18 protein-coding genes are annotated in these 22,151 nt (G+C 68.7%); 7 read left to right on the forward strand and 11 right to left on the reverse strand.

Annotated elements, in window-relative coordinates; all coding sequences use genetic code 11:
- Positions 1 to 46: 46 nt before the first annotated feature.
- Genes NVU01S_RS03455 through NVU01S_RS03465 form a run of 3 tightly spaced genes read right to left on the reverse strand, consistent with a single transcriptional unit; the run spans position 47 to position 3,696 of the window.
- Complete coding sequence (locus NVU01S_RS03455; RefSeq protein WP_043678779.1) at positions 47 to 1,552, reverse strand: sugar ABC transporter ATP-binding protein; 1,506 nt, start codon at positions 1,550 to 1,552, stop codon at positions 47 to 49.
- A complete protein-coding gene (locus NVU01S_RS03460) occupies positions 1,549 to 2,616 on the reverse strand; it encodes a sugar ABC transporter substrate-binding protein (RefSeq protein WP_043678776.1) in 1,068 nt (355 codons plus the stop codon). The genes NVU01S_RS03455 and NVU01S_RS03460 overlap by 4 nt, the downstream gene beginning before the upstream one ends.
- A 30-nt stretch (positions 2,617 to 2,646) precedes the next feature.
- On the reverse strand, positions 2,647 to 3,696 hold the full coding sequence (locus NVU01S_RS03465) for an ABC transporter permease (protein WP_244467460.1): 1,050 nt from the start codon (positions 3,694 to 3,696) through the stop codon (positions 2,647 to 2,649).
- Between the two features lie 173 nt (positions 3,697 to 3,869).
- Between NVU01S_RS03465 and NVU01S_RS03470 the strand changes: the two genes are divergently transcribed.
- Genes NVU01S_RS03470 through NVU01S_RS03480 form a run of 3 tightly spaced genes read left to right on the forward strand, consistent with a single transcriptional unit; the run spans position 3,870 to position 5,914 of the window.
- Positions 3,870 to 4,679 carry an SDR family NAD(P)-dependent oxidoreductase gene (locus NVU01S_RS03470; RefSeq protein WP_082032351.1) on the forward strand — a complete coding sequence of 270 codons (810 nt, stop codon included), beginning with the start codon at positions 3,870 to 3,872 and terminating at the stop codon, positions 4,677 to 4,679.
- A 9-nt stretch (positions 4,680 to 4,688) separates the two neighbouring features.
- Entirely contained in the window at positions 4,689 to 5,504 is an 816-nt protein-coding gene (locus NVU01S_RS03475; protein WP_052281185.1) for a MoaF C-terminal domain-containing protein, read from the forward strand.
- 14 nt (positions 5,505 to 5,518) lie between these two features.
- Complete coding sequence (locus tag NVU01S_RS03480) at positions 5,519 to 5,914, forward strand: nuclear transport factor 2 family protein (protein WP_043678843.1); 396 nt, start codon at positions 5,519 to 5,521, stop codon at positions 5,912 to 5,914.
- On the opposite strand, the gene NVU01S_RS03485 is transcribed toward NVU01S_RS03480, so the two are convergent.
- The 8 genes from NVU01S_RS03485 to NVU01S_RS03520 are packed head-to-tail and all read right to left on the reverse strand — an operon-like array spanning position 5,911 to position 17,134.
- Positions 5,911 to 6,849 carry an AraC-like ligand-binding domain-containing protein gene (locus NVU01S_RS03485; RefSeq protein WP_052281184.1) on the reverse strand — a complete coding sequence of 313 codons (939 nt, stop codon included), beginning with the start codon at positions 6,847 to 6,849 and terminating at the stop codon, positions 5,911 to 5,913. The genes NVU01S_RS03480 and NVU01S_RS03485 overlap by 4 nt on opposite strands.
- The gene (locus tag NVU01S_RS03490) at positions 6,849 to 8,387 is read right to left on the reverse strand and encodes a GMC family oxidoreductase (protein WP_052281196.1); all 1,539 of its coding nucleotides are present in this window, start codon (positions 8,385 to 8,387) and stop codon (positions 6,849 to 6,851) included. The genes NVU01S_RS03485 and NVU01S_RS03490 overlap by 1 nt, the downstream gene beginning before the upstream one ends.
- 6 nt (positions 8,388 to 8,393) lie before the next feature.
- On the reverse strand, positions 8,394 to 9,515 hold the full coding sequence (gene solA, locus NVU01S_RS03495) for an N-methyl-L-tryptophan oxidase (RefSeq protein ID WP_043678772.1): 1,122 nt from the start codon (positions 9,513 to 9,515) through the stop codon (positions 8,394 to 8,396).
- Positions 9,516 to 9,526: 11 nt separating this feature from the next.
- Complete coding sequence (locus NVU01S_RS03500) at positions 9,527 to 10,660, reverse strand: ornithine cyclodeaminase family protein (protein WP_043678771.1); 1,134 nt, start codon at positions 10,658 to 10,660, stop codon at positions 9,527 to 9,529.
- A 45-nt stretch (positions 10,661 to 10,705) separates the two neighbouring features.
- The gene (locus tag NVU01S_RS03505) at positions 10,706 to 12,367 is read right to left on the reverse strand and encodes an amidohydrolase (RefSeq protein ID WP_082032350.1); all 1,662 of its coding nucleotides are present in this window, start codon (positions 12,365 to 12,367) and stop codon (positions 10,706 to 10,708) included.
- Between the two features lie 10 nt (positions 12,368 to 12,377).
- Positions 12,378 to 13,850, reverse strand: coding sequence for an APC family permease (locus NVU01S_RS03510; protein ID WP_043678769.1), 1,473 nt, complete (start codon positions 13,848 to 13,850; stop codon positions 12,378 to 12,380).
- Positions 13,847 to 15,775, reverse strand: a complete 1,929-nt coding sequence (locus NVU01S_RS03515) for an FAD-binding monooxygenase (protein WP_043678768.1) — start codon at positions 15,773 to 15,775, stop codon at positions 13,847 to 13,849. Before NVU01S_RS03515 ends, NVU01S_RS03510 begins: the two co-directional genes overlap by 4 nt.
- A 3-nt stretch (positions 15,776 to 15,778) precedes the next feature.
- The gene (locus NVU01S_RS03520; RefSeq protein ID WP_082032349.1) at positions 15,779 to 17,134 is read right to left on the reverse strand and encodes an MFS transporter; all 1,356 of its coding nucleotides are present in this window, start codon (positions 17,132 to 17,134) and stop codon (positions 15,779 to 15,781) included.
- A gap of 145 nt (positions 17,135 to 17,279) precedes the next feature.
- On the opposite strand from NVU01S_RS03520, the gene NVU01S_RS03525 reads away from it, so the two are divergent.
- Genes NVU01S_RS03525 through hpaD form a run of 4 tightly spaced genes read left to right on the forward strand, consistent with a single transcriptional unit; the run spans position 17,280 to position 22,142 of the window.
- Positions 17,280 to 18,767, forward strand: a complete 1,488-nt coding sequence (locus NVU01S_RS03525) for a fumarylacetoacetate hydrolase family protein (RefSeq protein ID WP_043678766.1) — start codon at positions 17,280 to 17,282, stop codon at positions 18,765 to 18,767.
- Positions 18,749 to 19,447 carry a GntR family transcriptional regulator gene (locus tag NVU01S_RS03530; RefSeq protein ID WP_043678763.1) on the forward strand — a complete coding sequence of 233 codons (699 nt, stop codon included), beginning with the start codon at positions 18,749 to 18,751 and terminating at the stop codon, positions 19,445 to 19,447. The genes NVU01S_RS03525 and NVU01S_RS03530 overlap by 19 nt, the downstream gene beginning before the upstream one ends.
- A 20-nt stretch (positions 19,448 to 19,467) precedes the next feature.
- Positions 19,468 to 20,994, forward strand: a complete 1,527-nt coding sequence (hpaE, locus tag NVU01S_RS03535; RefSeq protein WP_043678761.1) for a 5-carboxymethyl-2-hydroxymuconate semialdehyde dehydrogenase — start codon at positions 19,468 to 19,470, stop codon at positions 20,992 to 20,994.
- A 29-nt stretch (positions 20,995 to 21,023) separates the two neighbouring features.
- Positions 21,024 to 22,142, forward strand: coding sequence for a 3,4-dihydroxyphenylacetate 2,3-dioxygenase (hpaD, locus tag NVU01S_RS03540; RefSeq protein WP_280140879.1), 1,119 nt, complete (start codon positions 21,024 to 21,026; stop codon positions 22,140 to 22,142).
- Positions 22,143 to 22,151: the final 9 nt, after the last annotated feature.

Consider the following 22,151-nt stretch of genomic DNA (forward strand, 5'->3'; position numbering starts at 1 on the left):
GGCACCGGCAGGTAACGATCATATACGATTTCACACCGCGCAGGGATCAGGCCGCACCGGTGTTCATGGCGTGCAGCAGGGTGTGCTGGTCGATCCGGTCGCCCTCGAGCGTCGCGCACAAGCGCCCGCGATACAGCACCAGTACCCGATCACACAGTGCCGCAAGCTCATCGAGGTCTGTCGAGCAGAGCAGCACCACCGTCGTCGCGGCCGCGGTGCGCAGCAGGGCGTGCAGGTCCGCCTTGCCGCCGACATCCACGCCGCGCGTGGGGTCGTCGAGCAACAGCACCGACGGTTCGGCCGCCAGCCATTTCGCCAGTACGACCTTCTGCTGGTTCCCACCCGAGAGCAACCCGCAGGCCAGATCGACGTCGGCGGTGCGAATCCGCAGTCGTCGCACCAGTTCTCGGGCGCGCGCACGCAACGTGCCCGGGGTCAGCAGTGCGCCGTCGCGGCCCAGCGCCACCGATCGGACCTGGGCCATGTTCTCCCACACCGGCTTGTCCAGCATCAGCCCGAGCCGCCGGCGGTCGCCGGATACCAGCGCGACCCCGGCGGCGATCGCCGCCCGCAGGCCGGCGGGTCCGGATCGACCGCCCGGGAGCGTGATCCGCCCCGCGCTGGGTGCGCACAGCCCCGCAACGACGTCGATGACCGCCGTGTGACCCGAACCGACCAGCCCTGCGATGCCGACGATCTCCCCTGGCGCGGCGCTGAATTCGAGACCGTGCAACCGGCCGGGCACGTCCACACCCTGCACGTGCAGCGCACCGCGCACCGGCGTGGAGGAGCGCGGCACCGCCACATCGGTTGCGGCGCTGCCGCGCTCGCCGAGCATGGCAGTCACCACCTGCGCCAGATCCAGCTCCGCGCGCGGCACCGCCGAGAGCACGGTGCGGCCGTCACGCAGCACCGTGATCTCGTCGCACAGTGCCATGACCTCCTCCAGGATGTGCGAGACGAACACCACCGCGACCCGGCGTTCGCGAAGTACCCGAACGATATTCAGCAGTCGGCGGGTGCCCGCCTCGTCCAGCGCCGAGGTCGGTTCGTCCAGGATCAGCACGCGCGGCTCGGCGATCAGCGCCTTGGCGATCTCCACCAGCTGCCGCTGGGCCAGGGACAGGGTGCCGAGCGCACGACGGACATCGACGTCGAGACCCAGCTGCGCCAGCACCGGTTCGGCGCGCGCGACCATCGCGGCCCGGTGCCGGAACGGCCCGCGGGTCGGCTCGCGCATCGGATACAGATTGGCCAGCACATCCAGATCCGGGAAGAGATTCAATTCCTGGGACACCACCGCCACGCCGTGCCGGGCGGCCTGGGCGGTCGAGTTGAACGACACCGCCCGCCCGCCGAGACGCAGGTTGCCCTGATCGGGCGCCACCGCACCCGACACGACTTTGATGAGCGTCGACTTCCCCGCACCGTTCTCGCCGAGCAGCGCATGCACAGTGCCCTCGCGCACGGTCAGCTCGGCCTCGCGCAGGGCGGTGACCCCGCCGTAGGCCTTGCCGATGCCCCGGACCTCGAGCATTGCCGCACCGGTCATTTCGCGTCCGCCAGTGGACGCAGATAGCTGCCCGGGTCGGCGAGCTGGCGCGCCGCCGCGTCGGCGAACCACTGCCGTCTGCTCGCGTCGCTCTGCTGGCGCGCGATGATCTCGTCGATGTTCGCGGCGTTGATGATCAGCCCGCCCGGATTCCACCAGCCCTGCGTCAGCGGTTTCCCGCTGCGCGCGTGTTCGGCGAGCAACCGGATCGCGAGGTACCCCTTGAGCCAGTGCTCCGGCGAGGCGAGCGCGGCGACATAGCCGTCTTTCACCCCGACCAGCGCCTGCGCGTCGGGATCACAGGATCCGACCAGCATCCGGCGACCGGTGTTCTTCTGGATCAGGGACAGCGACACCGCGTCGGAGGCGCCGGCCCCGAGGTAGGCGATCGCGTCCGGATGCGCCTTCACCGTGTTGTTCCATTTGTTGTAGTTGTCCGTGGGCTCGGAACCGGTGTCGAACGGCCCGAGCACGGTCAGAGTCGGACGCTGTTCTTGCAGTACGGCTTTCATGCCGTCCAGGCGCTGACTGAGCAGGGTCAGCCCGGGGATGTCGTTGCCGAGCACCACGTCACCGGTGGTACCCACCGGAATGTGCTTGATGATCTCCATCGCCAGACTGCGACCGAGTTCGGTGTTGTCGTTGCCGACGTACAGGCCGACGTCCGCACCGGCCGGTGGCACCGTATCGACCGTGGCCAGCGGCACCCCCGCGGCGGCGGCCTGCTGGAGCGGGCGCACGAACAGATCCGGGGTCAGTGTTTCCATCGCGATGCCGTCGCGCGCGGTGCGCACCGCGGCCTGGAACTGCGAAACCTGCTGCGGCCCGTTGATCGATGGCGGCGCGGTCTCGGTCAGATCCACGTCCCCGGCGTCGGCCGCCCCGGCCGCCGCCCCCAAGGCCATCTCCTGGAACGGATTCTGCGAGGTGGTGGCGTAGACGAAGGCCATCCGCAGCGTGCCGCTCTTCGGGCCGTCACCCGTGCCGCCGCCACTGCCACACGCCACCAGTACCAGCGCGCAGCCCGCGACCGCGCCGCGCAACCACTTGTTCGATCGATCCATCACGATCTCTCTTCCTTAGAAAAATGTGCTCTAGCGCCCGAATTCGGACCGTTTGGCGCGCCGGCGGCTGCGCAGCAGGCTGTCGATGGCCACCGCGACCAGCACGACGACGCCGCTGGCGAACGCGCTCCAGTTGACGGGGATGTCGAAATAGACGAGGCCGCTGGACACCACGCTCAGCAGCACGGCGCCCGCGACCGCGCCGACCACCGTCGCGCTGCCACCGCGCAGCGGTGTCCCGCCGATCACCGCGGCCGCGATGGCCTGTAATTCGAACCCCGTGCCGACATTCGGGTCGCCCGAGGTGAAGAACGCCAAGCCCAGCACGCCGGCCAGCCCGCACAGCGCACCGACGCCCATCAGCACCACCAGGCGGGTGCGGGCCGTCGAGATGCCCGAGAAAGCGGCGGCTTCCGGATTCGACCCGATGGAGCGCACCCGATAGCCGAACGGCGTCAAGCGCAGCACGACGGTGAGCGCCGCGGTGACCACCAGCAACACCCAGACACTCACGGGCAGGCCGAACCAATTGCCGCCGACGATCGTGAAGAACGAACTCCGCAACGGCAATCCGTTCACCTGCTGCCCGTTGCTCCACGCCGCCGCCAGACCGCGATAGACCTGCATCGTCGCCAAGGTCGCCACGATCGCCGGAATCGCGATCACCTGGACGACAAGCGCATTCGCCAAGCCGAGCAGCGCGCCGAACGCGATCGCGGCGCCGGCGGCGAGCCACGGGTTGATCCCCGAGCGCATCAGCACCGCCGCGGTGATCAGACTCAAACCGAAGCCCGCGCCCACCGAGAGGTCGATCTCCCGCATCGCCAGCAGGAAGGCCATCCCCGCCGCCAGCAGCGCCACGTACACCGACGTCTGCAGGACGTCGCGAATCTGGCCCGCGCTCAAGAAGTCCGGATGCAGGATGCCGATGAACACGACCAGCGCGACGGTGGCCAGCAGGACACTGTTGGACTCGGCGTGCAGCATCCGCCGCAGCGCCGGCGGCACACCGGTCGATGCGGTCTTCGCGGTACTCGGCCGGGTTGCCGGTTCACGCTCTTCGGTGTCATTGGCGGTCACGATCGCGTTCCTGTCGTCGAATGTGCGAACCAGCTTCCGGCACCGGGGCACGAGATCCCTTGTCCCTGCGTGCACAGTCCTTGTCCGCCAGAACACCCGCGCCGCGCAGCCCTCGAAGCGGCGCGGTGGTGCTGGTTACGGTCGGCCGGACTACAGCGATTCGGAGATTTCGCATGGACATGACGAAACGTTTGGCGGGCCAGGTCGCCCTCGTCACCGGCGGTGGTACCGGCATCGGGGCCGCCACGGCGCGCCGGCTCGTCGCCGAGGGAGCGGCGGTGGTGCTGGCCGGACGGCGGCGCGAGCCGCTAGAGGCGGTCGCGGCCGAATTGGGGGACGCCGCACTGGTCGTCGCGGGCGACGCCGCCGATACCGCCGACGTCGAGCGGATGGTGGACGCCGCCGTAGCCCGCTACGACCGGCTCGATCTGGTAGTCGCCAACGCGGGCGGGCACGGCCTCGGCACGGTCGCCGAGATCGGCGACCAGGACTGGGAACTCGGCATGCGGACCAATGTCACCACCGCGTTCGTGACCGTGCGCACCGCGCTGCCGCACCTGCGCGCGCAAGGCGGGTCGGTCGTCGTCGTGTCGTCACTGGCCGGGTTGTTCGCCGGACCCGCGGTGGCCGGCTACGTCACCGCCAAACACGCGTTGATCGGCCTCACCCGGTCCTTGGCCCGCGATTACGGCCGCGACGGCGTCCGGGTGAACGCGCTGTGCCCGGGCTGGGTACGCACCGCGATGGCCGACGAGCAGATGGATGTGCTTGCCGCGCAACGTGGTATCGATCGGGAAGCCGCGTATCGGCTGGTCACCCGGGACACCCCGCTGGGCAGGCCGGTGGAGCCCGCGGAGATCGCGACCATCGTCGCGTTCCTGCTCTCCGCCGATGCCGCCGCGATGACGGGTTCGGTGGTGGTCGCCGATGCCGGCGCCGCCGCCGTCGACCTGCCCACGATCGCGTTCGCGCCCCACGATTGAGGAGACACGATGACCGAGCACACCATTGCGGTAACGGATTCGGCCGTCCCGGCCGGGTGGAAGGGGATGGACGATTTCGCCGCCGGGATCGACGGCAACCGGATACCGCCGACCGACCGGCTCACCGGCCAGTCCTGGTCGCTGCGCCGATCCGACGAGGAGCGGACCGAATTGCGTTTCCGCTCTGCGGATCAGGTGCAGTGGACGCGCGGCACCGCATCCGGCGCCGACTGGTGTCAGGCGATCGAGGTGTCCCCCGACGTGTTCTTCCTCGATCAGACCTTCGCAGACCGTCCACACGTCAGCGAGGTCACGGTGGTGCACCTGCCGACGGCACGGACCGTGACGATCGAATCGACCATCGCCACGGAACCGACACCCGGTGTCCCACAAGTGTCGCAGCGCTTCCTGGCAGGTGTGGTCGATCCCGGCGACGGCCGCGTCCCGAGCGGTGCGGTGCCCGGGGCGACCCGCGATCTCGTCGGCTGGCGGGCCCTCTACCGATACAGCCCGCACCACCTTTACGAACATCTCTACCTCAGCTCCGAACGCTATTGCTGGCAGTGCCTGGTCGGCGAGCAGCGCGGCCACGGCGACGTCGATCTGGCGACAACCTGGAAACTCGCGGACGACTTCTACGTCTTCACCTTTCGCGAGTTCCTCATCCCGGTCGCGGCGACCTGGCTCTATGATCTCGCCGCGATGCGTTCCACCGGCAAGTTCTTCGGCATCGGCAAGGGCGGCGCGGTGCGCAACGCACCGGGCGGCGCCCATATCACCAGCCTCGGCCGCGTGCAGTATCCCCAAGACGAGCAACCGATTTGAGAGTGAGCGACGCCATGAACCGTGACCTCGAGGTGATCAAGGCCCACTACGCCGCCTCCGACCGTGGTGACCTGCCCGGCATGCTGGCTCCGCTGGCCGCGCACGTGGCCTGGACCGAGATGGCGGGATTCCCGTACGCGGGCACCTATATCGGCCCGGACGCGGTGCGCGACAACGTCTTCGCGCGGATCGCCGCCGAATGGGACGGCTACACGGCCACCGTCGACGAGATCGCGGGCGGCGCGGACGGCATCGTCATCGGGATCGGGACCTACTCCGGCACTTTCCGGGCGACCGGACAGGCGATGGCCGCGCGCTTCGTACACGTGTGGCGCTTGTCGAACGGGACCGTAGAGCGCTTCGAGCAATTCACCGACACCGCTGCCGTGCAAGCCGCGATGCGGAGTTAACCGGCCGGAAAGTTTCCTCTCCCGTTGAGGATTCGATATTCGCGCGGCGGCACACCGTAGGTCAGCTTGAACAGCCGGCTGAAGTGTGCCGCGTCGACGAATCCCCGGCGCGCGGCGACCGCGCCGACCGCGAGCCCGTACAGCGCGGGGTCGGTCAGGTCGGCGCGGCAGTGCTCCAGCCGTCGCTGCCGGATCCAACCGCACACCGTGGCGCCCTCGGCGCGAAACAGCTTGTGCAGGTAGCCGACCGAAAGATGCGCGGCCTCGGCCGCCATCGCCGGGGAGAGGTCCGGATCATCGAGATGGTCCTCGAGGAACGCCTTGACCCGCGGCAGCACCGCCTGCTGCGCGACGGCGGTCGCCGCCGGATCCTCGTCGGCGTGCGCGGCCAGCACGGTCGCCACCAGATCGACCACGATATCGGCCAACCGCAGCAGCTCTATCGTGCCCAATTCACCGGTCCTGGCAGTCATTCCGGACAACAGTGTCGACAGCAGCGCGGTCGCGGGATGCCGCCGGGCCAGCACGGTCGCGGTGCTCGCCTCGACTCCCGCCGCGGGCAGGCGCAGGACGCGGCGCGGAAACGCCGCGACCTGTAACCGGCACGCGGCATCGAACAGCACCGAATACGGCTGCGCCGTATCCAGCACCGCGACGTCGTTCGTGCCCAGGCGCACCTGCCGACCGGCTTGGCTCAGCAGGCAGGATCCCCGGACCGACACCAGCACTTTGTAATACGCCTCGGCCCGCGCGCGGACCGCGCCGTCGGCCCGATGCGGGATCGCCGAGACCTCCGCGAACACCAACTCCCCCGCGACGTGCCCACGGATGCGACCGCGAAAATGCGCCGCGTCGTCGACCACGATGTCCAGTGGCGAATCCGGACGGGCCGGGGCGCGGCCGCCGGGCGCGGAGTCGATGCGGGTCACCATCATCAGCTCCGCACCGCTCGCACCGGCGCGATCAGGTCGGCGGCCCGCTCGGCGATCACCATGGCGGGCGCGTTGGTGTTGCCGGTCGTGATGGTCGGCATCACCGAGGCGTCCGCGACCCGCAGGCCCGCCACGGCGCGCACCCGCAGTGCCGGATCCACCACGGCTTCCGGGCCCGTGCCCAGTGCGCAGGTGCCGCACATGTGGTGGTAGGTGATCACCGTCCGCCGGATGTAGTCCCGCAAGTCCGCGCGGGAACGCACCCGGGGCCCCGGGTACCGCTCGGCCGCGCCCCACTCGCGCAGGGCGGGCGCGGCGCCGATCTGCCGGCACAGCGTCACGGCGGCCACCAGCCGATCCAGATCCGCGGCTGCCGACAGCACTTTCGGATCGATCAGCGTCGGACCTTCGGCGCCTGCCACGGTGAGCCGCCCGACACTGTCGGGCCGGATGATCCCGGCCATGAGCGAGAACCCGTTGTCCGGCCCCGACATCCACGACTGTTCATACAGCGGAACGCTGAAATGCAGCGGCTGCACATCGGGCACGGACAGTTCTGGCGCACTGCGCCAGAACAATTGGGTTTGCGCGTGTGGTAGCCCGGGCGTATGCGCGATCTCGCGTTCGGCGCTGAAGAGCACCGGCACCAGCCAGTGATCCAGCAGATTCCGGCCGACCCCGGGCAGATCCGCGATCGGCTCGATGCCGACCGCTCGCAGTTCCGCGGCCGGGCCGAGGCCCGAGCGCAGCAGCAGCGCGGCCGAATCGATCGCACCCGCCGTCAGTACCACCTCCGCCTGCGCCGAGGCCCGGAACTCGCGGCCGTCGATACTCCCGGCCACACCGTAGGCGCGACCCCGGCGCGTCAAGACGCGGTGCACCTGCGCGCCGGTACGCACGGACAATCGGGAATTACCCAGCGCTGGTTTGAGATAGGCCTCGGCGGTCGTCCGGCGCATACCGTCGCGCAGGGTGAAATGCGCACGCCCCGCGCCGTCCTGTACTCCGCTGTTGTAGTCGGGATTGGGCGCTATCCCTACCTGCCCGGCCGCGGCGAGAACAGCCTCCTGGATCGGGTCGATCGCATAGTCGCTGAGCACATCGAGCAGTCCGGCGGTGCCTTTACCGCCGGAGTCGCGGTCGTAGCGCTCGATCCGCCGGAACAGCGGTTCGATCTCCCGCCACGACCAGCCGGCGGCACCGCACCCGGCCGCCCAGGAGTCGTAGTCGGCCGGATTGCCGCGCACGTAGATGGTCGCGTTGAGGGCGTGCGAGCCACCGAGCACCCGCCCCCGCGGCAGGTGCAGACGACGGCCGGCCGCGTAGGGCTGCGCGACGCTGAAGTAGTCCCAGTCCTCGGCCGCGTGCCACAGCTCGTGCATCCGCAGCGGGTCGCGGATGGCCGGATTGGTATCGGGGCCACCGGCTTCCAAGACCAGGACGGTGGCGTCGGTGCGGTCGAGCAGCCGGCGCGCCAGCACCGAGCCTGCCGTGCCCGCGCCGACGACGATGTAGTCGGCGTGCAGTTCATAGTCCGGCACGCGCACTCACCTCGGATGCGTGGACAGCGCGAAATTGCTGTCCCAGAGGTCGTTGCGGATGCCGGTGAGCAGATCGGCGGCGATCTCACCGAAGACCGGCGCGAATTTGAAGCCGCGTCCCGAGAACGCGGTCAGCAGCAGCATTCCGGTGTCCTCGTCGAGATCCACCAGCGGCAGGTCACCGGGCGCGCAGAGGTCGTGATGCATCGAGTAGCGCACCGGTTCTGGATTGAGGTCAGGTATGAAATCGGTTGCCCACCTACTGATTCGGCGTAGATCCTCCCGACTGAACACGGGAATGTCGTCCGGCGAGGCGATTGCGGGCCACAGCGGTTCGGTCGCCACCTTCACGCTGTAGGAGTCGTGACTGGGCGTCCCGTACAGATGCACCCCGTCCGCGTCCCGGATGAACACCGGAAAGCGGTCCGCGCCGAACATCTCGGGATGATGCGGCATGAACCAGGTGAGCGAGAGCGGCAGAATCTGCAGAAATCCCTTGAGGTCGGGGCGAAGCCGAAGCGTCCAGGAGCCCGTGGCCACCACCACCTTGGCGCAGGTGAGCCGGACATCGGGCGTCACCACCGCCAGCCCGCCGCCCTGCTCGTCGAAGTCGGTGACCGCGGCGTTGGTCAGCACACGCGCACCGTGCGATCTGGCCGCCAGCACGGCGGCCAGCACGCTCGCCTCCGGATAGAGGCTGCCCGCGTGCCGATCCAGCACGGCGACGGTGTCGTCGTCGACCCGGTGCTGCGGATAGCGCGCCCGCAGTGCCTGCGCGTCCAGCACCTCGTGCGGCAGCTCGAATTGCTCGGCCGAGGCGATCGACTTGGCGATACCGCCCGAACCCGCCACACCGATCTGCAGCGCGCCACATTCGTCGTACAGCGTCCGGCCCGTCTCGCGCTCCAGCTCCAGCCACAGTTCGCGGGCACGCCGCAGCCGGGGCACATACCGCGGACCTTCGTGCACGGCCGAGCGGAACAGGCGAGAATCGCCCGCGTACGAACCGCGGGCGTGCCCGATGCCGAACTGTTCGATACCGATCACGTCGAGTCCGCGTTTGGCCAACTGCCACAACGCCATCGAACCGGCACTGCCGAGTCCGACGACGATCACATCCGCATCCATGGTTCGGCCTCTCATGCCAATTCGGGCGATTGCCAAAGGTTCAACGTGGTGCCGATCCCCCGTCGCACGGCGTTGCGGTACACCACGGTGCCCCAGGCGACGTCCTCGACCGGCATACCGCCGACCGAGAGGAGCACGATCTCGTCGTCGGTGCGGCGTCCGGTCGCGGCCCCGGCCGCGATCGCACCGAGATCGACCAGATCGCCCCGGTCCATCGCGCCCGCCTGGATCATGTCCAGGAACTTGCAGCCGATGATCGGGATCCGGTGATGCGACGGATGGCCGACTTCCTCGGCCCACGCCTGGTAGAGCCGGACATTGTCGACGACCTTGCGAATCTCCGGCGCCTGCATGCCCGCATCGATATCGCACGGCGCGGGCATGCTCAGGAACGCCCCTGGCCGCACCCAATCCCGCACGATCAGTGGATAATTCGCCGGATCGCCGGGTACACCGGTGGTGCAGTAGGTGACGATATCGCTGTCGCGGACCGCTTCCTCGTTCGAGTCCACGACGATCGTCTCGAGCTGGGGATACTCCTTGGCGACCCACTCGCGAAACGCGGCGATGCTCCCCGGCCCGCGCCCTTTGATCTTGACGACCGCGAGGTCCGGACACGCGGCGACGAACGCGGCGAGCGAGGTGCGGGCCATGACGCCGGGGCCGACGAGCCCGACCACCCGCGAGTCGGGGCGCGCCAGCAGCCGCGCGCCCACGCCCGGCACCGCACCGGTTCGGTACGCGGACAACAGATTCGCCGACATCAGCGCCAGCGGCGCGCCGGTGTCGGTGTCACTGAGCAGGAACATCAGGATCGACCGCGGTAATCCCTTGGCGCGGTTGGCGATATTCGATCCGTACCACTTCATCCCGGCGGTGCCGAAGCTGCCGCCGAGGTAGGCGGGCATGGCCATGAACCGTCGCTCCGCGGTATTGGCCGGCATGGCCGGGAACGGCGAGTCGTCCGGAAAGGTGATCATCGCGCCGTGCGAGTCGCTGTTCGGACCCGCCATGCGGTAATCGCCCCGATGCAGCAGCACGAAGGTCTCCTGCATGGCGTCGACGCAGGCGGCCATATCGGTCACGCCCGCCGCGATCATGTCCGGCTCGGACAGGTAGAGAAAATCGATCGAGGGCTTATCCATGCACGTTCCTTGTCTTTTCGCGGTCACGCCGCCGTCTTTTCGCGGTCACGCCGCCGCGCGATGGACCGCACGTCCGGCGAACCAGGTGGCGACGGACTTCGTTTCGATCAGCGCGGCCGGGTCGGTCTCGAACGGATCCCGGTCCAGCACCGTGAAGTCGGCGGACTTGCCCGGGGTGAGCGACCCGGTGACCGCGCCGAGCCCGCTCGCGCGGGCGACGCCGACCGTGTACGCACGCAGTGCCTCGGTCAACGTCAGCGCTTGCTCGAGGCCCAGGGTGCCGGGGTACGCGCCGGTGGGATCGGCACGGGTGACCAGGCCCTGAATTCCGATCCACGGATTCGGGCTCGGCGTGACCGGCCAGTCCGAACCACCGGCCAGCAGCACACCGGAGTCGAGCAGCGTCCGGTTGGGGCACATCCGGTTCGCGCGCTCGCGCGGCAGGCAGTGGCAGTGCGCCTCGAAGATGACCCCCGGAAACCACAGCGGCGGTGAGAGATCCGCGACGACCTTCAGCTCGGCGAGGCGCGGCAGATCCGTGTCGGCGATGTATTCCCCGTGTGCCAGTTGCACGATCGTGTCCGTGTACCCGGCGGCGCGGATCTCGGCCACCGCGTCGAGCAACATGCGCACCGCACCGTCGCCGGTGCAGTGCACTTTGGCGCCGAGCCCGCGCCCGGCCACTTCGATGAGCCAGCCGGTGAGTTCGGCGGACGTCATCGCGCTCTCCCCCACCCACGCGTTCCCGTGCTCGGCGTCGGGCAGGTACGGCTCCAGGAACAACGCGGTGCGTGAGGTCGGGACGCCGTCTAGGAAGATCTTCACGAAATCGGGCCGGTGATGGGTGGTTCGATACTGCTCGGCCACCTCGAGCAGCGCGGCGCCGACCGGGTCCGTGCCGAAGATCCGGTCGTTGATCTGCGCCGACGTCACGACCCACGCGTTCAGGTCACCGCGCCGGTCGAGATCGGCGAGCGCGCGCAGCATCGGCAGCGACGCCGCCGCGTCCTGAAAGTGCGTGATGCCGTAGCCGTGCAGCATCTCGACGGCCCGGCGGCACCCCGCCGCATCCCGGGCGGTGCTGTCGCCGAGCGCCGCCGCGTACGCCCGCTCCACCGGGATGAGCGCCGACTCGATGAGCAGTCCGGCGGGCGCTCCCGTCACCGCATCGCGCACGACGGAGCCGTCTGCGGGATCCGGGCCCGCGCCGATTCCCGCGAGTTCCATGGCGCGCGAACTGACCCAGCGATTGTGACAACTGTCGTCGCGCAGCAGCACCGGGCGTCCCCCGGCCGCCCGGTCGAGCCGGTGCAGCACGTCCTGCCTCGAAATCGCTTCCGCCAGCGTACTTCCCCAGCCACCGCCGACGACCCAGGCGTCGGGTTCGAGCCCGGCCGCCCAGTCCGCGACGGCCCCGAGCACCGCGTCGAGCGAGTCGGTGGCGCGCAACGACAGCTCGTAGAGGTCGGCGCGCCCGGCCACCAGATGGTGGGTGTGCACGTCCCCGAAGCCCGGCAGAACGAACGCGCCACCGTGTTCCACCACGGTCTCCCGCCCGGTCAGCAGCTCCGTGGTGGGGTCCACCGCGGCGATGATCCCGTTGCGGACCAGAAACGAGGTGGCGCGGGGTATCGATTCGTCGGCCGTCCACACCGTCGCGTCGGTGTGCAGTTCGGCCGAATCCGCCATCTCACCTCGACCAGACATCGTGCCTCTGTCAGACATAGTGTCGTCCCATCTCCGCGTACCGCTGCGGGGCGCGGGTTCGAAGCCGAAGCGCCGCAGCGATTCCGAGCACCGCAGCGACCAAGAGCAGACTGGGCAGTAGCCAGACGAGGATCCCGCCGGAACTGATCAGCAGATCGAAATTCCCTATCGCATAGCCGAGTACGGTGCTCAAAGCCGAGCCCGCGACGACCGGCGCGACGAGCGTTCGGACCAAATTGCGATCCAGGTCGCGGTTCCTGCGAAAGAACGCTACGACGGCGAACGAGCACGCGGCCATCAGCGCGATCACGCCCAGCGTGCCGAGGTTGGTCAGCCAGGTGAACAGCGCGCGCACCGGATCCTGGCCGGTCACCGCGAAAACCGCGACCACCAGTAACGCCAGCACCGACTGTGCGACCGACCCGACGTGCGGGCTCCGATGCACCACGTGGGTCCGGCCCGCACGCACCGGCAGCAGTCCTTCCCGGCCGAGCGCATAGGTGTAGCGAGCCACCGCGTTGTGGAAAGCGAGCACGGCCGCGAACACGCTCGTGCAGAACAGCAGGCGCATGATGGTGGTGAACCAGGATCCGAGATAGGAATCGCCGAGTTCGAACAGGAATGTCGTCGGGTCCGTGAGTTTTTCGATGAAGCCGCGCGTGTTGTCCACGCCCGCACCGTTGATCATCAGGAAGGTGACGACGGTGTAGACGACGCCGATGGTGAGGACGGACAGGAACGTCGCGCGCGGCACCGTCCGCTTCGGGTCCGCGGTTTCTTCACCGTAGATCGCGGTGGCCTCGAAGCCGACGAACGACGCGAAACAGAACAGCAGCGCGATCGGCAGGGAGCCGCTGGTCAGCGCGCTCGGTGTCAGCGGTGCGCCGCTCAGTGCGGTGCTGCCGAAGGTGCCACCGCGCCAGGCGATCGCGGCGGCCAGCACGAGGACGACGAGGAATTCGGCGGCCACCAGAACCGACAGCATCTTGACGGAGAGATCGATCTGCCGGTATCCGAGCACCGCGACGAGGGCGATGCCGAGCAGCGCGTACACCCACCAGTCGATCGTGAGTCCGAACTGGTCGGCCACGAAACCACCGGTCGCGGCGCCGAACAGGCCCCAGAGGCCGATCTGCATGGCGTTGTAGCTCAGCAAGGCGAGATAGGCTGCCGCACCACCGCATTGCGGACCGAGACCGCGGGTGACGTAGGAGTAGAATGCCCCGGTACTGATGTGGTGACGGGCCATCGCCGTATAACCGATGGCGAATACCAGCAGCGTGCCAGCGGTCAGGATGTAGGCGCCGGGCACACCCGGCCCGTTACCGAGCAGCATCGCCACCGGCGCACCGCCCGCCATCGCGGTCAGCGGCGCGGCCGCCGAGATGACGAAGAATGTCACGCCGAACACGCCGAGCGAACCGCGGCGCAACCGATCGTCGTGCCGGACCGGCTCGTTCGACGCCGGGCTGTTTCTGGTCACGCTTCGTCCTTCGCGAATTCGGCGACCGCTGCTGCGGGACGGTGCGGGGAAAGCAGGATACGGCCGAAGAATTCGGCCAGCTCCGTGGTAGCCGTGAGCGGAAGTACCGCCGCCACATACTGATCGGGGCGCACGACGATGACGGCGCCGCCGCTGTCGATGCCGCGTTCGGCGAAAATGTCCGCCTCCGGATCGGTCGCGTACACCTTCTCGTAGTCGACCACCCCGAACGGACCGACCGTCGGCAGGAAGGTCTCCGGCACCGCCGCGAGGTCGACGTCGGTGTGCGGCTGCCGGTAGACCACCTTCACGTCGAAGACGCTGTCGACGTCGGCGTCCTTCGGCGTGTAGGCGACCACCGGAGAGTCCGGCGACGTGGCGAGCCACTGCGCCCATCCGGCCAGCGCGGACCCCGCCGTGCCCGGATCGGCGGCGAAAGCGTAGATGCGCCAGCGGCCGTCGGCGCGATGGTGATGCCCGAGGTGGACCGAGTTCGCGTCCGCGACCCGGACCACCGGTGCCGATTTGAAGCGCTTTCCGATCGGAAAGCCGGTAGCGAGATGCTGCCGGGTCCGGTCCCCGACGATCATCGATGACGGGTACTCCGTCATGAATCCAGCGGGGAATTCCGCGGTCTTGACGTAGAAGTCCTCCAACTCGGAGGGTGAGTCGAACTCCTCCGGACGCTTGGCCATCATGCTCGACCATTCGCGGTCGAAGTCGATGAGCTTGCGCGCGATCACCTGCCGCTCAGCCGAATACGTCGCCAGCAGGGCCTCGGGACTCCGGCCCGCGAGCACGTGACCCAGTTTCCAGCCGAGGTTGAAGCCGTCCTGCAGCGAGACGTTCATGCCCTGCCCGGCCTTCGCGCTATGGGTGTGACAGGCGTCGCCGGTGATGAACACCCGGGGCATCCGGCTGCCCAGTTCGTCGAGCGGCACATCGTCGAAGCGATCGGTCACCCGATGGCCGACCTCGTAGACGCTGTGCCACGCGACATGTCGAACGTCGAGCGTGTAGGGATGCAGGATCGCGTTGGCCTGCTCGATGATCGCCTCGATGCCGGTGGCGCGCACCTTGCCGTGGTCGTCCGCGGGGATCTCGCCCAGGTCGACATACATGCGGAACAGATAGCCGCCCTCGCGCGGAATGTGCAGAATGCTACCGCCGGAACCGGACTGGATGGCGCATTTGGTGCGGATATCCGGAAAGTCCGTCACGGCCAGTACATCCATCACGCCCCAGGCATGAAAAGCCTTATCGCCCTGCGGGACACAGCCGATGCGGGCACGCACCCGGCTGTGTGCCCCGTCCGCGCCGACCACATACTTCGCGCGTACCGTCCGCAACTGCCCTTCGCGGTCGCCCGCCGAGTGCGCCAGCGTGACTACCACCGGATAGGCGCCGCCGGTGAGTTCCAGGTCGCGGAACTCGTAGCCGTAGTCGGGCCGCATCCGGGTGGGGGCGTTGTGCATCGCCTCGGCGAAGTAGTCGAGCACCCGGGCCTGGTTCACCAGCAGATGCGGGAATTCGCTGATCCCGGTCGGATCGTCCTGGGTCCGCGCGGCGCGGACGATCCGGGTCCGATCGGCGGGATCCGGTTTCCAGAACGTCATTTCGGTGATGCGGAACGCCTCGGCGACGAGGCGTTCGGCGAAGCCGAACGCCTGGAACGTCTCCACGCTGCGCGCCTGGATGCCGTCGGCCTGTCCGATGGCCAGCCGCCCCGGGCGCCGTTCGATGATCCGGGTGACGACGGTGGGAAACTGCGCCAGTTGCGCGGCGGTGATCATGCCGGCGGGGCCGGTACCCACGATCAGCACGTCCACCTCGTCGGGCAGGTCGTCGGGGCGGTCCAGGCCGACGCCCGCGGCCGGTTGGATGCGCGGATCGGTGGACACGTATCCGTGATGGTGGAACTGCATTGTTCAGACCCTCGTCATTCCTCTGATGGGGCTGATCGCCTGTGCTGCTTCATGATCCGGCCCCAAGGGGATCGCGCTGCGCTCCCGCAGGGCCGCGGTGGCCACCAGGCTCAGCAGCACGAACCCGCCGAGATAGAGCACGACCGAGGTGGTCGTGCCGGTGGCCCGGACGAGCGCCGTGGCGATCGTCGGCGCGAACGCCCCGCCCAGGATCGCCCCGAGCGCGTACGACACCGCGACACCGGAGAATCGGACCGACGCCGGGAACAGTTCGGCGTAGAGCGCGGCCTGCGGGCCGTAGGTGAAGCCGAGGCCCACCGTCAGCAGCGCGAGTCCGCCGCAGAGCAGCCAGGGATTGCCGGTGTTCACCAGTGGGAAGAGCGGGATCAAGGCGGCGAGCACGAGCACCCAGCCGATGAGATAGGTTGTACGCCTGCCGATCCGGTCGCTGAGCGCGGCGCCGAGCCAGGTGCACAGCAACCAGGTGACCGCCGAGCCGGCGACCGCCCACAGCACCGGCCCGCGGTCGAGACCGACCGGCCCGTGGACATCGGTGGCGTAGTTCTGGATATAACCGCCGGTCGTCAGGTACCCCACGGCGTTGTTGCCCGCGAAGACGAGCGCCGCGACCAGGACGAGCAGCCCGTGCCTGCGGAACAGTTCGAGGACGGGCATGGTCGCCCGCTCACTGCGCTCGGCGAGTTCCACGAAGACCGGGCTCTCCTCGACGCGCCTGCGGATGTAATGGCCGATCACGATGAGCACGATCGACAGCAGGAACGGGACGCGCCAGCCCCATTCGAGGAAGGCGTCCCCCGGCGCGACCACCGTCATCAGGGCCAGCACGCCGGAGGCCAGCAGCAGCCCGAGCGGCACGCCCACCTGCGGCGCGGCCCCGAACACCCCGCGCTTACCGGGCGGTGCGTGTTCGACGGCCAGGAGCACCGCCCCGCCCCATTCCCCGCCCGCGGAGACGCCCTGCAGGATGCGCAGCAGGATCAGCGCGACGGGAGCGGCGACACCGATCGTGGCGTAGGTCGGGAGCAGGCCGATCAGCGTGGTCGCGGCGCCCATGGCCACCAGCGTCACCATCAGGATGACGCGGCGGCCGTACTTGTCCCCGAAATGACCGGCCAGAAACGCGCCGAGCGGGCGGAACAGGAAACTGATCCCCACCGTGAGAAAGGAGAGCAGGGTCGCGATCGAGTCTCCCGCGGGCTGGAAGAAGAGCTTGCCGAAGACCAGTCCGGCGGCCCCGGCGTAGACGAAGTAGTCGTACCACTCGATCGTCGTGCCGACCACGGTCGCGAAAACCACTCGGCGGCGGTCGGTTTCGCTGACGAACGGGAGGTTCGGCATCCCAGACCGGGGTGGCGCGCTCATCTGGGACTCCTTCGATGCCGGACATGCTCTACGGCGATGAAATGCGATCTGCGTCACTTGCGACGCGATTCACCAATGATATACGATTTGAAATACGATGCAAGAGTGGCCGAGGAGGTTTATGAAGATCGGCAACGACGCTGGCGCGCAACGGTTTTCCGCGCTGCCCAGCCGGCCCGGCAAGATCGTCGCGGTCCATCTCAGCTACGCCTCCCGCGCGGATCAGCGTGGTCGCCGACCGGCACACCCGTCCTATTTCCTGAAGCCGAGCAGTTCGGTCGCGGCCAGCGGCGGTGTCGTCGAGCGGCCCGCGGGCACCGAACTGCTGGCGTTCGAAGGCGAGATCGCCCTGATCATCGGCGCCCCGGCCCGCCGGGTGCCGATCGAATCCGCTTGGCGGCATGTCGCTTTCGTCACCGCGGGCAACGATTTCGGCCTGTACGACCTCAGAACGAACGACAAGGGTTCGAACGTGCGCGCCAAGGGTGGCGACGGATTCACGCCGCTGGGCCCGGAACTCATCGATGCGCGGACCGTCGACCCCGCCGCCCTGCGCGTGCGCACCTGGGTCAACGGCGAACTCGCCCAGGAAGATCACACGGCAGGCCTGATCTTCGCACTCCCCCAGCTGGTTTCGGACCTCTCGCAGCACTTCACGCTCGAACCCGGCGACGTGATCCTCACCGGCACCCCGGCCGGATCGTCGGTCGTCGTACCCGGCGACGTGGTCGAAGTGGAAGTCGACGCGCCCGGCGCGACGGCCACACTCAGCTCGGGGCGACTGGTCACCACGGTCGAGCGGGGCAGCCACGAGTTCGACCCCGCGCTCGGCTCGCTCCCGTCGATCGATGACACCCAGCGTATCGAGGCCTGGGGATCGCGTAGCGCCGCAGGGCTGCCCGCGCCCCGTGCCGCGCTCCCCGACGAGTTGCGCGACAAACTGTCCCGGGTGCCGGTCGCGGCGTTGTCGCAGCAGCTGCGCAAGCGTGGTTTGAACAACGTGTCCATCGACGGCGTACGGCCGGTACGCCCCGGCGTCCGGGTCGTCGGCATCGCGCGCACACTGCGGTTCGTGCCGAATCGAGAAGACCTCTTCGAGGCCCACGGCGGTGGCTACAACGCGCAGAAGCGGGTGTTCGACACCGTGGCGCCGGGCGAGGTGATCGTCATCGAGGCGCGCGGCGAGACCGGATCGGGCACGCTGGGCGATATCCTCGCACTCCGGGCCGAGGTGCGCGGGGCGGCGGGTGTGGTGACCGACGGCGGTATCCGCGACCACGACGCAGTCGCCGAGATCGGCGTCCCCGTCTTCACCGCCGGCCCGCATCCCGCGGTCCTCGGCCGCAGGCACGTGCCGTGGGACGCCGATCTCACCATCTGCTGCGGCGGGGCCACAGTGCAGCCCGGCGACATCATCGTCGGCGACGGTGACGGGGTGCTCGTCCTACCCCCGAGCCTGGCCGCGGCGGTCGTCGACGATGCTCTGGAACAGGAGATCCAAGACGGCTGGATCGCCGAGCAGGTCCGCGCCGGCCATCCGGTGCACGGGCTGTTTCCCCCCGATGCGGAATGGAAGGCGAGGTACCGAGAGTGGCGCAAGAGCCAGTGAATCCCAGTGCTACGCAGAGCAAGTCACAGGTCGCGTACCACTGGCTCAAGGAGCGGATCGCGCGGCAGGAGTACACGCCGGGTTACCGCTTGGTGCTCAGCACCATCGCCAAGGAACTCGACATGAGCGTGGTCCCGGTGCGCGAAGCCATCCGCCAGCTCGAGGCCGAAGGCCTGGTCACCTTCGAACGCAATGTCGGCGCGCAGGTTTCGATGGTGGACGATTCGCAGTATCGGCACAGCATGCAGGCGCTGAGCGTGCTCGAAGGTGCCGCGACGGCGCTCGCCGCGGGCCGCCTCACCGAGGACGACCTGCGCCGCGCGCGAGCGGTCAACGAGCGAATGGTCGATTCCCTGGGCGATTTCGACCCGAGCGCCTTCACCGCGCTCAACCACGAGTTCCATTCGATCCTGTTCACCAAGTGCGTGAATCCCCGCCTCGTCGCGCTCGTCGAGGCGGAATGGGCGCGCCTGGGGCATCTGCGGTCCTCGACGTTCTCCTTCGTCCCCGGACGGGCGCACGAATCGGTGCGCGAACACGAGAACATCGTGCGCCTCATCGAGATCGGCGCACCGCTCGGCGAGATCGAGAAGGTCGCGCGCCGCCACCGCGCCGCCACGCTCGACGCCTACCTGATCCACGAACACCCCGACGAGACTTTCGGCCTACCGGCCACCTGAACCCGGAACTGGAGTCGTTCATGACGAACGCGGTGCGCACAGCCGCCACCCCGCATCTGCCCGCGGACCTGCCGACGCGGATCCGGCATTACATCGACGGCGCCTTCGTCGACTCGGTCGACGGCGCCACCTTCGGCGTCCTGGACCCGGTCACCAACGAGGTCTACGTCCGGGCGGCCGCGGGCAAGCGAGCCGATATCGACCGCGCGGTGACCGCCGCGGCCAACGCTTTTCGTGACGGACCCTGGCCGCGCATGCGCCCCCGCGAGCGGTCCCGCATCCTGTACCGGATCGCGGACATCGTCGAATCCCGGGACGCGCGGCTGGCCGAACTCGAATCGTTCGACTCGGGGTTGCCCATCACCCAGGCGCTCGGCCAAGCCCGCCGCGCGGCCGAGAACTTCCGCTTCTTCGCCGATCTCGTCGTCGCCCAGGTGGACGACACCTACAAGGTGCCCGGGCAGCAGCTCAACTACGTCAACCGCAAGCCGATCGGCGTCGCCGGGTTGATCACCCCGTGGAACACCCCGTTCATGCTGGAGTCGTGGAAGCTGGGCCCCGCGCTGGCCACCGGAAACACCGTGGTGCTCAAGCCCGCCGAGTTCACGCCCCTGTCCGCGTCGCTGTGGGCCGGGATCTTCGAGGAGGCCGGACTGCCGCGCGGCGTGTTCAACCTCGTCAACGGGCTCGGCGAGGAAGCGGGCGACGCGCTCGTGAAACACCCTGGTGTGCCACTGATCTCGTTCACCGGCGAGAGTCGCACCGGCCAGATCATCTTCGGCAACGCCGCCGCGTCGCTCAAGGGGCTGTCGATGGAGCTGGGCGGCAAGAGTCCCGCGGTCGTGTTCGCCGACGCCGACCTCGACGCCGCCGTGGACGCGACCATCTTCGGCGTCTTCTCGCTCAACGGCGAGCGGTGCACCGCGGGCAGTCGCATCCTCGTCGAGCGGTCGATCTACGACGAGTTCGTCGAACGCTATGCGGCGCAGGCGAAACGGGTGGCCGTCGGCTATCCGCACGATCCGGCCACCGAGGTCGGCGCGCTGGTCCATCCGGAGCATTACGCCAAGGTGATGAGTTATATCGACATCGGCAGGTCCGAGGGGCGCCTGGTCGCCGGCGGTGGCCGGCCGGACGGGTTCGACTCCGGAAACTTCGTCGCGCCGACCGTGTTCGCCGATGTCGCGCCGGACGCGCGGATCTTTCAAGAAGAGATCTTCGGTCCGGTCGTCGCCATCACGCCGTTCGACACCGACGCCGAGGCCCTCGCGCTCGCCAACGGGGTCCGGTACGGCCTCGCGGCCTACGTCTGGACCACGAATCTGCAACGCGCGCACACCTTCGCCCAGGCGGTCGAGGCCGGCATGGTGTGGCTCAACTCCAACAACGTCCGCGACCTGCGCACCCCGTTCGGCGGTGTGAAGGCCTCCGGACTCGGCCACGAGGGCGGCTACCGCTCCATCGATTTCTACACCGACCAGCAGGCCGTGCACATCACCCTCGGCCCCACCTCCAATCCGACCTTCGGCAAGCAGGAATCAGCGTGACCATCAGCCCCGACTCCCCCGAACCCGTGGTGACCGCCGAAGATCCGATCCGCACGACCCATCCGATCCGCACGCCGGACGCGGCGCCGCCGGACGTACTGCGTTGCGCCTACATGGAACTCGTCGTGACGGACCTGGCGCGCTCGCGTCACTTCTATGTCGACGTCCTCGGCCTGGTGGTCACCGAGGAAGACGAGAACACCGTCTACCTGCGCTCGTTCGAGGAGTTCATCCACCACAATCTCGTGCTGCGCCGGGGGCCGATCGCCGCCGTCGCGGCCTTCTCCTACCGTGTCCGCGGTCCCGAGGAACTCGACCGGGCCGTGGCCTTCTACACCGAGCTGGGCTGTCGCGTCGAGCGGCGAGCGACCGGCTTCACCAAGGGCATCGGGGATTCGGTACGGGTCGAGGATCCGCTCGGCTTCCCGTACGAGTTCTTCTACGCCGCCGAACATGTCGAGCGGCTGGCCTGGCACTACGAACTGCACACCCCGGGCGCGCTGGTCCGGCTCGACCACTTCAACCAGGTCACGCCCGACGTGCCCCGGGCCGTGAAGTACATGGAGGACTTGGGTTTCCGGGTCACCGAGGACATCCAGGACGCGGCGGGCACGGTGTACGCGGCGTGGCTGCGCCGCAAGTCCACGGTGCACGACACCGCGATGACCGGCGGCAACGGGCCGCGGATGCACCATGTTGCGTTCGCCACGCACGAGAAGCACAACATCATCGCCATCTGCGACAGACTCGGCGCGCTGCGACTGTCCGACCAGATCGAGCGCGGACCCGGCCGTCACGGCGTCTCGAACGCCTTCTACCTGTACCTGCGGGACCCCGACGGGCACCGCGTCGAAATCTATACGCAGGACTACTACACCGGCGACCCGGACAATCCGGTGGTCACCTGGGACGTGCACGACAATCAGCGCCGCGACTGGTGGGGTACGGCGGTGGTGCCGAGCTGGTACACCGAGGCCTCTCCGGTCCTGGACCTGGACGGCAATCCGCAGCCGATCGCCGCGCGGACCGACGATTCGGAGATGGCCGTCACGATCGGCGCCGACGGCTTCTCCTACACCCGAAAGCCGGACAGCCGCACCGATACCGGCCGGGCGCCCGGCGAGTACAAGCTCGGCGCGCAACTCTGACAGGAGCAC

The organism is Nocardia vulneris (assembly GCF_001613425.1).
GTDB lineage: Bacteria > Actinomycetota > Actinomycetes > Mycobacteriales > Mycobacteriaceae > Nocardia > Nocardia vulneris.